General features: G+C 43.7%; 13 protein-coding genes. 6 read left to right on the top strand and 7 right to left on the bottom strand.

Annotated elements, in window-relative coordinates; translation table 11 throughout:
• Positions 1 to 90: 90 nt before the first annotated feature.
• The 5 genes from FTW16_RS10830 to FTW16_RS10810 form a co-directional block, all read right to left on the bottom strand.
• Positions 91 to 1236: a mandelate racemase/muconate lactonizing enzyme family protein gene (locus FTW16_RS10830; RefSeq protein ID WP_146491051.1), complete on the bottom strand. Its 1146-nt coding sequence runs from the start codon at positions 1234 to 1236 to the stop codon at positions 91 to 93.
• Between the two features lie 14 nt (positions 1237 to 1250).
• On the bottom strand, positions 1251 to 2519 hold the full coding sequence (locus FTW16_RS10825) for a TRAP transporter large permease (RefSeq protein ID WP_146491050.1): 1269 nt from the start codon (positions 2517 to 2519) through the stop codon (positions 1251 to 1253).
• Positions 2520 to 2528: 9 nt separating this feature from the next.
• Positions 2529 to 3002 (bottom strand): TRAP transporter small permease, encoded by a 474-nt coding sequence (locus FTW16_RS10820; RefSeq protein WP_017089486.1) that lies wholly within the window; start codon positions 3000 to 3002, stop codon positions 2529 to 2531.
• Between the two features lie 135 nt (positions 3003 to 3137).
• Entirely contained in the window at positions 3138 to 4193 is a 1056-nt protein-coding gene (locus FTW16_RS10815; RefSeq protein ID WP_146491049.1) for a TRAP transporter substrate-binding protein, read from the bottom strand.
• A 58-nt stretch (positions 4194 to 4251) separates the two neighbouring features.
• The gene (locus FTW16_RS10810) at positions 4252 to 4977 is read right to left on the bottom strand and encodes an IclR family transcriptional regulator (RefSeq protein ID WP_017089484.1); all 726 of its coding nucleotides are present in this window, start codon (positions 4975 to 4977) and stop codon (positions 4252 to 4254) included.
• Positions 4978 to 5200: 223 nt separating this feature from the next.
• Between FTW16_RS10810 and FTW16_RS10805 the strand changes: the two genes are divergently transcribed.
• Positions 5201 to 5539: a Fis family transcriptional regulator gene (locus FTW16_RS10805; protein WP_146491048.1), complete on the top strand. Its 339-nt coding sequence runs from the start codon at positions 5201 to 5203 to the stop codon at positions 5537 to 5539.
• Between the two features lie 431 nt (positions 5540 to 5970).
• Complete coding sequence (locus FTW16_RS10800) at positions 5971 to 8202, top strand: hypothetical protein (protein WP_146491047.1); 2232 nt, start codon at positions 5971 to 5973, stop codon at positions 8200 to 8202.
• A 61-nt stretch (positions 8203 to 8263) separates the two neighbouring features.
• Here the strand turns inward: FTW16_RS10800 and FTW16_RS10795 are convergent, their stop codons facing one another.
• Together FTW16_RS10795 and FTW16_RS10790 are read right to left on the bottom strand one after the other, a co-directional pair.
• Positions 8264 to 8725, bottom strand: coding sequence for a hypothetical protein (locus tag FTW16_RS10795; RefSeq protein ID WP_146491046.1), 462 nt, complete (start codon positions 8723 to 8725; stop codon positions 8264 to 8266).
• Between the two features lie 180 nt (positions 8726 to 8905).
• On the bottom strand, positions 8906 to 9664 hold the full coding sequence (locus FTW16_RS10790) for a DeoR/GlpR family DNA-binding transcription regulator (protein WP_146491045.1): 759 nt from the start codon (positions 9662 to 9664) through the stop codon (positions 8906 to 8908).
• A 280-nt stretch (positions 9665 to 9944) separates the two neighbouring features.
• Here FTW16_RS10790 and ltnD point away from each other — a divergent pair, with 280 nt between their 5' ends.
• The 4 genes from ltnD to otnI are packed head-to-tail and all read left to right on the top strand — an operon-like array spanning position 9945 to position 13553.
• Entirely contained in the window at positions 9945 to 10859 is a 915-nt protein-coding gene (ltnD, locus tag FTW16_RS10785; protein ID WP_146491044.1) for an L-threonate dehydrogenase, read from the top strand.
• A gap of 2 nt (positions 10860 to 10861) precedes the next feature.
• Complete coding sequence (gene otnK / locus FTW16_RS10780; protein ID WP_146491043.1) at positions 10862 to 12118, top strand: 3-oxo-tetronate kinase; 1257 nt, start codon at positions 10862 to 10864, stop codon at positions 12116 to 12118.
• 11 nt (positions 12119 to 12129) lie between these two features.
• The gene (locus FTW16_RS10775) at positions 12130 to 12777 is read left to right on the top strand and encodes an aldolase (protein ID WP_179946885.1); all 648 of its coding nucleotides are present in this window, start codon (positions 12130 to 12132) and stop codon (positions 12775 to 12777) included.
• Positions 12777 to 13553: a 2-oxo-tetronate isomerase gene (gene otnI, locus FTW16_RS10770; RefSeq protein WP_146491042.1), complete on the top strand. Its 777-nt coding sequence runs from the start codon at positions 12777 to 12779 to the stop codon at positions 13551 to 13553. The genes FTW16_RS10775 and otnI overlap by 1 nt, the downstream gene beginning before the upstream one ends.
• Positions 13554 to 13602: the final 49 nt, after the last annotated feature.

The following is a 13602-nucleotide window of genomic DNA, read 5'->3' as shown; positions in this document are numbered from 1 at the left end:
TTAGTTGATGTACTTTTTATCGGTTTACTTTGTCGAACCGTTAACGTTTCGGATCTAGCTAACTCTGTTTATTTAGTTAACCTTGCCTCTTTAGTTAACTTTGTATTGCTTGATGATGTCGGTATTCACATCGACACCGATGCCCGGTTTGGTAGAGATTTGTACCTTGCCGTTTTCCATCTTGATGCCATCGCAAATGAGATCTTTGCGGAATGGGTGTGAAGACTGGTCAAACTCAAGCATTGGCTCGATAGGGTTGAGTGAGAGTGGTGAACTTGGAAGTGAAGCAATAAACTGCAAAGAGGCCGCAATACCAATACCAGAACCCCAAACGTGTGGAATCATCATGGTGTGGTTTGCTTGTGCCATTGCTGCAATCTTCTTACATTCTGTGATACCACCTGAAGAACATAGATCAGGTTGAATCACGTCTAACGCTCTCTGTTCAAGCCAAGGGCGGTAGCCCATTTTTCCGAACAGTTGCTCACCTGCGGCGATATAAGTCGTAGAAAGGTTCTTGATTTCTTGATAGCCAGCAATGTCTTCTGGAGCTAACAGCTCCTCTAAGAAGTACAGGTTGAACTCTTCTGTTTCTTTGATAATGCGACGTGCAGCAGCGGCGTTGTACGCCCCATTAGCATCAGCCATGATTTTCACATCATTACCAACTGCTTCACGAATTGAACGAATGAAGGCGATATCTTCCTCTACGCCAAATCCAATCTTAAGCTTGAAGGCTTCAAAGCCGCCATCGACATAGCGATGTGCTTCTTCGATCGCGGCTTCTGGATATTTTGCATCTGCAATACGGTAGAAGCCCGTTGCATAAGGGGTGACTTCTTTACGGAAAGCACCACCTATGAGAGAGTGAATCGGTTTATTGAGAGCCTTACCAATGACATCCCACAGCGCAATATCAACACCGCTGATTGCGTTGACTGCAGAACCACCTTGACCGTATGGGCGAGTCACGTTGTACATCTCTTCCCAAAGCACTTCTACGTCGAATGGGCTACGTCCAAGTAGCAGTGGCTTAAAGGTATGCTCGACAAATGCAGCAGCGATGTGTGGGCTTTGCAGTCCATGACACAAGGCTTCACCAAAACCAACAACCCCTTCATCAGTAACGATTTCGATGATCATTGAGCTACGGTTATGAACCCAGCCTTGTGCGAAGTAAAATGGCGTCTCTAGTGGAACTGAGATTGCGTGTGGAATGACATCAATAATTTTCACAATAAATACCTTACTTAAATCAGAATCAGAGATATCTGAGGAATAAATACAATCAGCGTTAACGCGAACATCATGGCTAGGAAGAACGGGATAATGGCCTTAGAAAGTTTCTCAACAGAGACCCCTGAAACGCTCGAGCCAACAAATAAGTTTAGACCGAGAGGAGGAGTGATAAACCCGATAGCCAATGTCACCACCATGATGATGCCGATGTGTACTGGGTTGAAACCGAATAGCATGGCCACTGGAACCAAGATTGGCGTCAGAATAATGATTGCCGCAACGGTCTCCATGAAGCAGCCGACAACGAGCAATAGTGCTACCATCAAGACAATGAAGATCACCTTGCTATCAGAGAACTCAAGCATCGCGTTAGCAATTTGTGTTGGAATTTGCTCAAGTGCTAAGTACTTACCAAAGGCAGTCGCGGTGCCCACAATCAACAACACAATCACGGAAGTAATTACCGATTTAGTGAAGATTTTTGGTAAGTCTTTAAAGGTAATTTCTTTGTAGGCGAATAGGCTCACAATAAGGCCATAAACTACCGCTACTACACTTGCTTCTGTTGGGGTGAAAATACCGCCGTAGATACCACCAAGAATGATTACTGGGATAAGCAGTGCGAGTTGAGCGTGTTTAAATTGAGCCCACACCTCTTTCCAGCTAAATGGTTCGTCTGATCCTTTGTAGCCTTTTTTCTTAGAGTAGATGTATGCCCAAGCCATCAAACAAAGCGATACCAAGATGCCTGGGATGATGCCTGCAATGAATAAGTCGCCGATTGATACGCCTGCAGATACGCCGTACATCACCATTGGGATGCTTGGTGGAATCATGACACCAATCGCACCTGCCGCTGTGACAACCGCGGTTGCAAAGCCCTTGTCGTAGCCGTACTTGATCATCGCTGGAATCATGATGCCGCCAACCGCTGCTACCGTAGCTGGGCCAGAGCCCGAGATAGCAGCGAAGAACATACATGTAATGATTGAAGCAATCGCGAAGCCACCCGTGATGTTTTTCACTAATGAGTTAGCAAAGTTCACCAAACGTTGCGAGATACCACCGCTGCCCATGATGTCACCCGCTAGGATGAAAAATGGTACTGCCATAATTGGGAAAGAATCGACAGAGGTGATTAAGGTACTCACAAGAAAATCAACGCTTAAGGTGCCGGTTGAAATAATGGTGAGTAGCGTTGCCATACCCAATGAGATAGCAATGGGCACAGAGGCAATAACGAGTAGTACGAAAGTCGCAAACAAAATAAATACTGACATGATTACCTCCTATTTCGCTGTTTTGATGTCATCAGTGGTGGATACCATCTGTTGAATCAACCTGATTGATGTAAGTGCAAAGCCTACTGGGCCGGCTAGATAAACGATCCACATTGGCAACCCAAGTGCTGGTGATGTTTGACCTAGGTAATATAGGTTCGCCACCATTTGCGTTGATTTAAATAAAATAACAACAGAGAATGCTAAGAAGACGAAGTCCGAAAATAGGCTTAGGTACTTTTTTTCCTTCTCATCAATTAACATTGCTATGGCTTCTATTTTTATGTGGCTCTTTTTCGCGACAGCAAAGCTGATGCCGATATAAACTAACCAAATGAAACAATAGCGAGCTAACTCTTCAGTCCAAGCAATTGAATAATCGAATGTTCTGGATACTACTTGTAAGAATATTGCCGCCGTCATAATAACGAGCAGTATTACGGCTATCGTATTTTCAAAATACTTATCTAACCAATTCAACATAATAAGGTTCCTTGTTCACTTATTACTTAGACCTATTACTTGTTTATTATTTATTAATGATAGTTATTGAGGGTTAATCATCAAAATAGTCAGTATTAATAATGTAAGGGTCTAAATGTTAAGTGATGGCTTAAGTTACTGAGCGGCTAATTCGTTTTCAGCTTTTTTAATTTGTTCTTGGAAAGCGGAGACAACATCTTTGCCAATGATTGGTGTGTATTTCTCAATAACGGGCTTAGTCGCTTCTTGGAAGCCAACCAGTGCTTCAGGTGTCAGTGTGACGACTTCCATGTTTTGTTTAATAACATCCAAGCTTTCAAGATTGACTCGACGGTTAACTTGACGCTCGTAGTCGCCAGCATCAATAGCGGCTTGGCGCAGAACTCTTTGATCGTGACGGCTTAGTTTGTTCCATGTCGCTTGGCTAACAATTAAAGCTAATGGTGTGTATACATGGCCTGTGTTTGATAAGGTTTCTTGTACTTCGAACAAGTTGTTCAGTGCGATATTCGGGTAAGGGTTTTCTTGCCCGTCAACCGTGCCTTGCTGTAACGCTGTGAACAGTTCGTTGAAGGCCATCGGCGTTGGGGTTGCGCCCATCGCTTTCCATGCGTCTAGGTGAAGTGGACTCTCCATAGTACGGATCTTTAGGCCTTTCACATCTTCAATCGATTTCACAGCACGACGTGAATTCGTAACATGACGGAAGCCATTCTCCCAGAAATCCAGGCCGACTAAGCCTTTTGACTCTAATCTTTTCAGCATGTCGTCACCAAATTCGCTGCGTAGCACTTTATCTGCGACATCTTCACTGGTGATCATAAAGGGAAGGTCGAACACATTGTATTCAGGGTAGAAGTTAGCCAGTGGACCCGTCGATGGAATAGATACGTCAAGTGTTCCTAATTGCAGCATTTCAATCGCCGCACGGTCATCACCTAATTGCGCTGAATGGTATATATCCACCTTCAGTTCAGTAAATTTCTCAACAATTTCTTTAAACTTATCAGCACCATCATAGATAGGGTGTTTGTTATTAGAGCTCATGCTGAAACGTAATGTTTGAACTTGAGATTCACCTGCTGCAATACTCGATTGGTTATTACCTTGAGAATTTGTAGCAATAGCTGTACCAATGATTGAGGCGACAAACACCCCACCAATGGCTAGAATTTTTCCGGTTCTAGACATAGTCGTACCTGATTAATTTATTATTTATATAAAGTGTACGTTACATACACCTGTAGGGTTAATTAAGTTGCTTGGATATTTTCTGACAATATTCAGTAATAACAGGAATTAACTCCGTCATTCTTTCGTCAGACATGTATTCTTTAATGCTGGTTACTGATATAGCCGCAATAATATTGTTATATTTATTTCTTATTGGTACAGCAACGCAACGTACAAGGTCTTCGTTATCTTCTAAGTCATAGCTATAGTCATGCTTAGAATATTCATTCATTCTTTTTAGCATCGACTCGACGTCATGATTAGTTTGCGATGAAATAAGTCTAATCCATTCCATCTTTGGCATATCAATCATTAACGCTTTTCCAATCCCTGTTGCAGACATTGGCAGTCGGTCTCCCACTTGAGATCGCAGTTGAATTGCACGCTCTCCCGGGATTTTATCTAGGTAGAAGATTTGATCCTCATCTTTGATGCCTAGATGGACGGTATCTTTAGTTTGAGCAGCAAGTTCGCGAATAAAGGGTTTCGCAATTTCTTTGAGAGGCATGTCTTGTTGGGCGCGGATACCAAGTTGAATCATTTTAGTACCTAGCACTAGACCAATCCCTTTCACTTCTCGGATATAGCGAGCTTCAATAAGGCCTTGGATAATTCTGTGCACCGTAGATTTCGGCAGCTGTAAATGTTCACACACATCTTTGAGTTGTCGATTACCTTCAGCGATCGAGTCGATGACCGCGATTGCTTTTACCAATGCTTGATTACCTTGTAACTTGCTCATAAAACCGCCTCTCGTTGTATGAGAGAAATATAGCGGTAGTTTGCTATTGATAATGTGATAACTATCAACATTCCACTTTGTGAAACAAGAGTCCCACATTGTGGAATTTATCAATGGGAGTATAAATACTTTGCATTTGAAACAGTCACAGTGTCCAATGTCGTTCAGACAATATTGACCGAAAAACCTTATTTTTTAAGGTGTTAAATAGGACCTTTGCCGCATGCGTAAATCAGATAAGAAGATCGAAAATCAAATCAGAGACGTTTTGACTGACATTTGTGAAGACACGTTAAAAGGCTTCGATGGTTTTCTGTGGGTGACTCACTCGGTCAACTTCTCTTCATTCCCACAAAGTTTAAAAATTGTCTGCGTATTCGATACCAATCAGGATAGAACGAATTTTTTGAATAGTGACGGTCAGCAGGATGTCTCTGGGGTTATCCAAAAAGCGTTCAATCAAGTTGGGATTCAACTGAAGAATACTGACAAGCACATCAGCTACGATACACAAGAAAATTGCGACCGTGACCATCAAGGGAAATGGAACAAGAGGCTTTAAGGAGCGTTGTCATCGTTCTTGTTTAGACAGCCTATCCAAATTGAGTTTCAACAGTGTGGCGCTCAAACTGAGATTCGATACAGCAAATCCAAGTCCTATTCTGAGTTCTAGGCTCTGATAACCTTCCGTCTTCCAAACTGCGTTATTCTCATTTTGAGAAAATCTGAGCTGATTTCTCGTTAGCCGGAGATACTTAGTTTCCAAATAAAATTAAAATCACAAAAATTTATCTTTTTCTTAATGCATTGATTTTGAATCGGCATTTGTTCGTCTTCCTTGTCATGGATGAAACAATACAGACGAGCACTTGAACAATAGAGCCATGTAGTCGATACTTTTTTCGTATTTTGATTCCTAAATTGACACGTAAGTTGGCTGACTTTTCGTCTTGTGATTTAAGGCATGACAGTATCGATTAGGAAATTTGAATCATGAAAACCTACATTTCTGGGCTGCTCTCACTGATACCGTCATGTTTAATCGCTGGCTACGCTTTTGCTGTTGGTACTGCGGTCGTGCTGCCAGGGCAACATGAAGCGGGTGTTGATCTATCGGGCTCGCCACTATCTGCGAATGCTGTCATTGATTGGGAAATTACCAACAGTGACATTGTCTTCGGAGCTTATGCCGACAAAGCCGACAATGAGCGGGCCATGACAATTGGTTATATGTACAACCAAGTCATGGCGATGAACTCGGGTTGGTTGGAGAACGATCTCCGTAACCAAGTTGAGTTTGAAGGCCTCAACTTCGAAGACTATTTCCTGCACTTTTCTGAAGATACTGTCATTGCCGAAGTTGATAAAACTCACGGCGAAAAGACTCTTTTAAACCGAAAACCTATGATCTTGGGCTATACAGCCAGTGAAGACCATGCTGGCTTTTGGCTGTATCAAGAGCCTCCGTGGGATGCCGATGTGTTTGAGAATTTCGAACAGGGTGGGGCTTTGTATGTCTATCATGCTGAGCAGTTCGAACGGCTGACCTTTAAGTTCTCACAGTTTGCTGGCAGCGGCGAATTTTGGATTGAATACCCAACAGCTATTGATTCTCACGGAAGGGTTTCACAGTGGGAGAGGCTCGATGTAAAGAAAGACAAAACGCTCAATATGACCAAAAACCAATCGGTGATTTGGAACCTTCCGGATAACTGGGTAAGAGCCACAACTCATGATGGCAGTGGTGCGAGCTATGGTGGCGGCCAGTATTTTGGCTCCACCTTTTTGAGAGATGGTGGGCGCTTATACGTTGTAAGAGTTCGTTGGCGCAGTGAGAACGCCGACGACAGGCCGCGTTTAAAAGAAGTGAAACTCAAGAACAGTTTTCCAACCGTCAAATTAACCGATGCTCCGACTTCAACCCCGGACGGCAATGCTATCAGCCAATGGCGAAAAATCCGCGGTTTTGATGTGTCTGCAGACCTAGATGGCGATAACTACTTGTCGCCAAGCGAGTATCGAAATCGAACCAATAAGAACGCAACAGCGCGTTTTCGTTGGGAATCAAGAGTGGTGCCATTTGGTCGAATGTGGAGCGCTAACTCATCTTGGTCGCTAACGAACGTCGCAAACGCGGATTATCTATCTGCTATTCATCGCTACTACAAGCAAAGCTGGGCAAGCCAAGGTTTGAATGGTGCGTACAACGACGACACAAATAAACTCATTGGTTCGAACCAGTTCTATGTTCATTCTGGCGGGCATGTTCAAGAGTTAGGAGCTGTTGCGGGTTCGAATCAAGCGGATGAACTCTATAAACAACAATTTTCAGTGTTTCTCAAAAACCTATCTGCTTTAGAAAGTGATGCGTCGATTGGGTTGAATATCGGAACCGCGAACTTACTGGGTCGAAATGGACAGTCTCATCTTAGCGAGGCGGGATCTCTGTATTTACGCGAGCACTACATTTTTCCGTCTACTGGGTTTAGTGGTTACTCGGGGATCTCTAAATTCTGGGATAATTCTGCGCTCGCCTATAATGGGCAAAGTGTTATTTTTCAGGCGACAACGCGTTATGGGCGAGTTCAGTATCTTGGAAATAGTGAAGAGAATTGGAAGCGAGACCAATACTCGACCCTAGCGATCTATCACCTCAATCGACACGCTCAACATAGCTACTTTAATCAGTGGAACAATGGTTACGTCTATGGAAGTGGCAATACGACTGCTGACACTTTCTGGCAAAGTGATGTCCCTAAAAGCATCGCCTACCAACCAAGTTCGTTATTGGCCGTTGATTTGGGAGAGCCGAGTCATCAAATCCCACAAGGCTTTGAACCGATTCCTTTGATGCTATCAACAACGACACCTCAACCCGCGGACTACACCATCGTTGGCGATTCCTCGATGAACGAAATGGTGCATGCTGACCTGCCCAATGGCATGACTCACGTTCTACCGACGTTCACGTACTTTATGTATCAATCTGAAAATCAGGTGGTTGCTGGTGGTCCTGAGGACATGGTGTTAGCGAGAGAATTCAGCAATGGGCGAGTGTTATACCGAACCGACTTCCACGGTAAGAGCGTGAACTTTTATGAAGCGGTAAAACTTACTGTCACACTGGATGTCCCAATGAAACCTGTTGATGCTAACGGTAACGTTGGTGAGTATGTGAGTGAAATAGAGATTGGCGGTTATGAAGGGTTGTTTTTGCTTTATTAGAGCGAACTTCAACGAGGGCGAATTTGAATTAGCGCTATTTCGAACCGACGCTAATTCAAGTTTAGGTTTTTGAAATTAGCTTATTCTTTTTACACTGCTTGAACTCTTTGGCGATCCACGATTGCTCGTTTAAACCATTGTCGATTAAAGCAAAAAGGTAACCATCGACTTTGCTTGAAGCTGCTGGGTATTCTTGAAAAGCGTGCTTAGGGTATCCGGGGTAATCCGTTTCGTATTGAGCGTCTAACTGCTTACCGAGTTGACGCCATTTGACGAACAACTCGGAAGAGGATGTCTCAACTTGGTATTGACCCAAAATGCGTTGGTGATGAGTTAATGCCACCTTAGCGCAGTGGTTGGTTTGCACTACTTTTTGTATCAACTTAACCTGCGTGTCAGTCATGGTTTTCGCTAGCGCATTTTCTTGTCCGATACGTTCCATTCGCTCATCAAATGTTTCGGCCTGTGCAGGAAGCACAAAAGTAAGTGGTAAAGCCAATACCAAAAGGTGTTTGTAGAACATAACCAGACTCGTTGAAGGGGTTTGTGACTATTATGCCGCCTGGTGACAATATTATTAATGGATATAAACACTTAATTGTAAGAATTATTTTTATCGAGTGGATAAATAGATGTTTTTGATTGGGAGTATTCAGGCTCTGAATGTTTGGTTGGTGAGCCTGAAGCTTGATGGGGTGGGCAGTTACGAATTAATGACCTTAATGCCTTTATCTTGAAGCTCATCAATCACACTACCAGAAAGATCAATGTCGGTGATCACGCCATCAAGCACACCTAAATCTAAGGCGTGGAAGGTAGCGATGCGCCCATATTTGGTTGAGTCTGAAATCAGATAGTTAGTATGGGCTGCTTGAACAATGGCTTGTTTGACTAATACCTTATTTTCACAAGGTGTTGAGAGCCCTTTTAGATTCCAAGATGAAGAAGAGATAAACGCAATATCAATATTCATCCCTGCCAAGAACTCAGCCACTTTGCCCCCAATACTCGATTGATTTTCACGGTCAATCTTGCCCCCAGTATGGTAAATCTCAGATTGTGTGTTGTTCATTAGGTACGCGGCAATTGCAAAGTCATTGGTGATGAGAAGCAGATCATCTCGCCCTGCAAGTTGGTGGGCGATCTCCAAAGAGGTTGTTCCAGCATCTAAGTAGATAGTTGAATACTCAGGAACCAACTGAGCAGCTAGTTGACCTATCTGAGCCTTTTCACTTGCTTGTTGCTCTACCTTTATGTCGTGTGACAACTCGCTGTGAAGTGCTTTGGTCAGCTGAACACCACCCGAAACTGAAATCACTTTTCCTGATGTCTCTAGCTTTACGATATCTCGACGAATAGTCATATGAGACACCTCTAGGTGATCAACAAGCTCAGAAATACTGATCACTTCTTGGTGTGATAATAGTGACAAAATGGTTCTCTGACGTTCTGCTGGAATCATGATTATTCTTCTATGTTCTTATTTTTCATCATCCTATCAACCTTTCGTTGTTTTGTGAATATCTGTGAATATCTGTTGTGATACAGCAATAAGAACTGTGATTGTTGTGGGAATTACCATTATCTAATGCCTCGAAAGGGGTAAATCACCCGCGAATGTTAACTTTTGTTAAAAGTGTGACTTATCACTAAGTCGCACTCGGTTGTTTCACATATAATCACAAACATAAACAAGAATTAACAAATCTAGAATTCAATAATTACGTGAAAGGCATCTTGCTATGAATGAAGTTCAATCTGTTGGTGTTATCGGTTTAGGTTCTATGGGTATGGGCGCAGCTAAGTCATGCGTGCGTGCAGGGCTTGATGTGTATGGTTTCGATTTGAATCCGCAAGCGCTTGAAACTCTGGGTGAATATGGTGCTAAAGCGGTATCGACGAATGCCGTTGAGTTTGCAGACAAACTGGATTCTGTTTTGGTATTGGTTGTGAATGCCGCTCAAGTTAACACGGTACTGTTTAAGACTGGCCTTGCGGCAGCACTTAGACCGAACACACCAGTTATGGTCTCGGCAACGATCTCAGCAGAAGACGCTAAACAAATCGAAACTCAGCTAGCTGAACATGATCTTGTGATGCTTGATGCGCCCGTTTCCGGTGGCGCAGTAAAAGCAGAAGCCGGTGAAATGACCATCATGGCTTCAGGCGCGATTACCACATTCGAGGCATTAGCTCCTGTACTCAATGCGACAGCGGCAAAAGTTTACAACATCGGTGAAGCGATTGGCCTTGGTGCGACAGTGAAAATCATTCACCAATTACTTGCAGGTGTTCATATTGCGGCGGGTGCAGAAGCAATGGCACTAGCTGCTCGCGCGAATATCCCTCTAGACCTGATGTATGACGTAGTGACTAACGCAGCGGGTAACTCTTGGATGTTCGAGAATCGTATGAAGCACGTTGTTGATGGTGATTACTCTCCAAAATCTATGGTCGATATCTTCGTAAAAGATTTGAACTTGGTATCGGATACCGCTCAAGACCTAAAATTCCCACTTCCATTATCAAGTGCAGCATTGAACATGTTCGTTAGTGCGAGTAATGCAGGCTTTGGCCAAGAAGATGATAGTGCTGTGATTAAAGTGTTCCAGGGCATTGACCTTCCGGGCGTTGACTCGTCAAAAGGAGAGAAATAATCATGTTATTAGGTGTTATTGCAGACGATTTTACAGGTGCAACAGACATTGCTGGTTTCTTGGTTGAAAACGGTATGCGCACTATCCAATTGAATGGGATTACAGCGGGAGAGTTTGACGCATCAGCAGATGCTGTGGTGATCAGCCTTAAATCTCGCTCTTGCCCAGTTGACGAAGCGGTAACGGATTCTGTTGCTGCGCTTAAATGGCTTCAATCTCAAGGTTGCCAACAGTTTTATTTTAAATATTGCTCAACGTTCGACAGTACTGCTGAGGGCAATATCGGTCCTGTAACAGATGCGCTTTTGGCTGAGCTTGGTGAGTCTTTCACTATCGTTTGCCCTGCATTACCAGTAAATGGTCGCACGGTTTACAACGGCCACTTGTTTGTTTTTGGGGAGTTGCTCAGTGATTCAGGTATGCGAAATCACCCTGTTACACCAATGACGGATTCAAGTGTGGTTCGAATGATGGACGCACAATCAGAAGGTGTTTCCGGTTTAGTTAACTTTCAAACGATTGAACAGGGCTCTGATGCGGTTACCGCTCGTTTTAACGAACTCAAAGCTCAAGGTAGTCGCTACGCCGTGGTAGACGCATTTAATACAGAGCACTTGGTGACGTTAGGTCAAGCGGCTAAATCTCTGAAACTAATCACAGGTGGCTCAGGACTAGCTGCTGGTATCGCTAAAAATTGGACAGAACATCTTGCTGACCAAAGCGATGCAAAACGCGCCGGTACTCCAGTAAAAGCGCCAACGGTTGTGTTCTCAGGTTCTTGTTCAGTGATGACTAACCAACAAGTTGCGGTATACAAGCAACTTGCTCCTCACTTTGCTATCGATGTAAAGGCCTGCTTAACCAATGACCAATATGCCGATGAAGTCTTCGATTGGGTGATGACCAATAACCAAGGCGAGTTTGCACCTTTAGTTTACGCAACCGCAGATGCTGTCGTGCTTAAAGCTATTCAAGAAGAGTATGGCGCGCAAGCTTCAAGCCACGCCGTTGAACAGTTCTTTAGCCAACTGGCGATCAAACTACAACAGCATGGAGTGAAAAACTTCATCGTTGCTGGTGGTGAAACATCAGGCGTAGTGACACAGAGCTTAGCGGTGAAAGGTTTTCATATCGGTCCTCAAATTGCACCGGGTGTGCCTTGGGTGAAATCGGTTGAAGGTGAGCTTTCACTGGCGCTTAAATCGGGCAATTTCGGAGATGAAAACTTCTTCGCTAAAGCGCAATCATTCTTTTCATAAGCGAGGTTCAGATGAGTGAAATTTTGATGAACGAGCAACAGTTAAGAGAGCAAATGGTGACGCTCGCTCGTTCAATGTTCGAACGAGGCTATGCGACTGGTGGGGCGGGCAATTTGTCGATTAAATTGCCAAATGGACACTTCTTGGCAACACCAACAGGCTCTTCATTTGGCCGCCTTGTCGCTGAGGAATTGTCTGTTGTTGATATCGACGGCAACCACATTTCAGGTAAGAAACCTTCAAAAGAAGCGGCGTTCCACCTAGCGATTTACCGTAATAATCCTGTATGCAATGCCATTGTTCACTTGCATTCTACGTACCTTACGGCGCTGTCATGCCTTGAAGGGCTTGATCGCAACAACGCGATTAAGGCGTTTACGCCGTACTTTGTGATGCGAATTGGTGAATTACCTGTGATTCCTTACTTACGTCCGGGGGATCCACAAATCGCAGAAGAGTTGGCAAAACGAGCTGGCGACTATCGAGCCTTTTTATTGGCAAACCACGGACCTGTTGTCACTGGCACTGATTTTGTTGATGCCGTGGATAATGCTGAAGAATTAGAAGAGACCGCTAAATTGGCATTCCTGCTGAAAGATAAAGATATCCGTTACCTGACAGACGAAGAAGTCATGGACCTAAAAGGGAGAGGTAAATAATGGCTAAGTTCGCAGCAAATCTAACCATGTTATTCACTGAAGTGCCGTTTCTAGAGCGTTTTGAAAAAGCGCACCAAGCGGGCTTCAAAGCGGTGGAATATCTATTCCCTTATGCGTTTGAAGCAGAAGAACTAGCAGAGAAAATGGACAGATACGGTTTTGAGCAGGCGCTTTTTAACATGCCTCCAGGTAATTGGGATGCGGGTGAGCGTGGTTTTGCCGCTATTCCAGATCGTGAAGAGGAATTTAAAGCTAGTGTTGATACGGCGCTTATGTACGCGACAGCTCTGGGCTGTAAAAAAGTCCATGCAATGTCAGGCATATTGAATGAGAACTTTACTAAGCAACAACACGTTGAAACCTTCATCTCAAACATTCGTTTTGCGGCTGATAAGTTTGCTGAGCAAGGCATCGAATTGATGATTGAACCTCTTAATAGCCGTGATGTTCCGAACTATTTTGTGGCGCATCAACGTGAAGCTGTCGAACTGATTAAGTTGGTCGATAGACCAAATGTGAAACTTCAACTCGACCTTTATCACGCGCAAATCATGGATGGTGATTTAAGTACTTTGATTCGTGAAGTTGCTGCTTATACCGGTCATATTCAAATTGCTTCTGTACCAGAGAGGCATGAACCATCGGAAGGCGAACTGAACTACCCACATTTATTTAGTGTTTTGGATGATTCAGGTTACCAAGGTTGGATTGGCTGTGAATATAACCCAAGAAGCACGACAGAAGAGGGGCTTAGCTGGGTAAAAAGTTATTTATAGCGCGGTGTGAATGGCGTTTATATGTAACGAATCATAAAAGTAAAAACTG

The sequence above is a fragment of the Vibrio sp. T20 genome (genome assembly GCF_007858795.1).
Lineage (GTDB): Bacteria > Pseudomonadota > Gammaproteobacteria > Enterobacterales > Vibrionaceae > Vibrio > Vibrio satsumensis.
The sequence above is the reverse complement of the archived record's forward strand: the minus strand, read 5'-3'. Positions and strand labels throughout refer to the sequence as shown.

Excerpts from the sequence above, each read along its gene's own strand:
- FTW16_RS10825 (WP_146491050.1), bottom strand. The coding sequence starts at position 2,519 with ATGTCAGTATTTATTTTGTTTGCGACTTTCGTACTACTCGTTATTGCC.
- FTW16_RS10820 (WP_017089486.1), bottom strand. The coding sequence starts at position 3,002 with ATGTTGAATTGGTTAGATAAGTATTTTGAAAATACGATAGCCGTAATA.
- FTW16_RS10815 (WP_146491049.1), bottom strand. The coding sequence starts at position 4,193 with ATGTCTAGAACCGGAAAAATTCTAGCCATTGGTGGGGTGTTTGTCGCC.
- FTW16_RS10810 (WP_017089484.1), bottom strand. The coding sequence starts at position 4,977 with ATGAGCAAGTTACAAGGTAATCAAGCATTGGTAAAAGCAATCGCGGTC.
- FTW16_RS10805 (WP_146491048.1), top strand. The coding sequence starts at position 5,201 with ATGCGTAAATCAGATAAGAAGATCGAAAATCAAATCAGAGACGTTTTG.
- FTW16_RS10800 (WP_146491047.1), top strand. The coding sequence starts at position 5,971 with ATGAAAACCTACATTTCTGGGCTGCTCTCACTGATACCGTCATGTTTA.
- FTW16_RS10795 (WP_146491046.1), bottom strand. The coding sequence starts at position 8,725 with ATGTTCTACAAACACCTTTTGGTATTGGCTTTACCACTTACTTTTGTG.
- FTW16_RS10790 (WP_146491045.1), bottom strand. The coding sequence starts at position 9,664 with ATGATTCCAGCAGAACGTCAGAGAACCATTTTGTCACTATTATCACAC.
- ltnD (WP_146491044.1), top strand. The coding sequence starts at position 9,945 with ATGAATGAAGTTCAATCTGTTGGTGTTATCGGTTTAGGTTCTATGGGT.
- otnK (WP_146491043.1), top strand. The coding sequence starts at position 10,862 with ATGTTATTAGGTGTTATTGCAGACGATTTTACAGGTGCAACAGACATT.
- FTW16_RS10775 (WP_179946885.1), top strand. The coding sequence starts at position 12,130 with ATGAGTGAAATTTTGATGAACGAGCAACAGTTAAGAGAGCAAATGGTG.
- otnI (WP_146491042.1), top strand. The coding sequence starts at position 12,777 with ATGGCTAAGTTCGCAGCAAATCTAACCATGTTATTCACTGAAGTGCCG.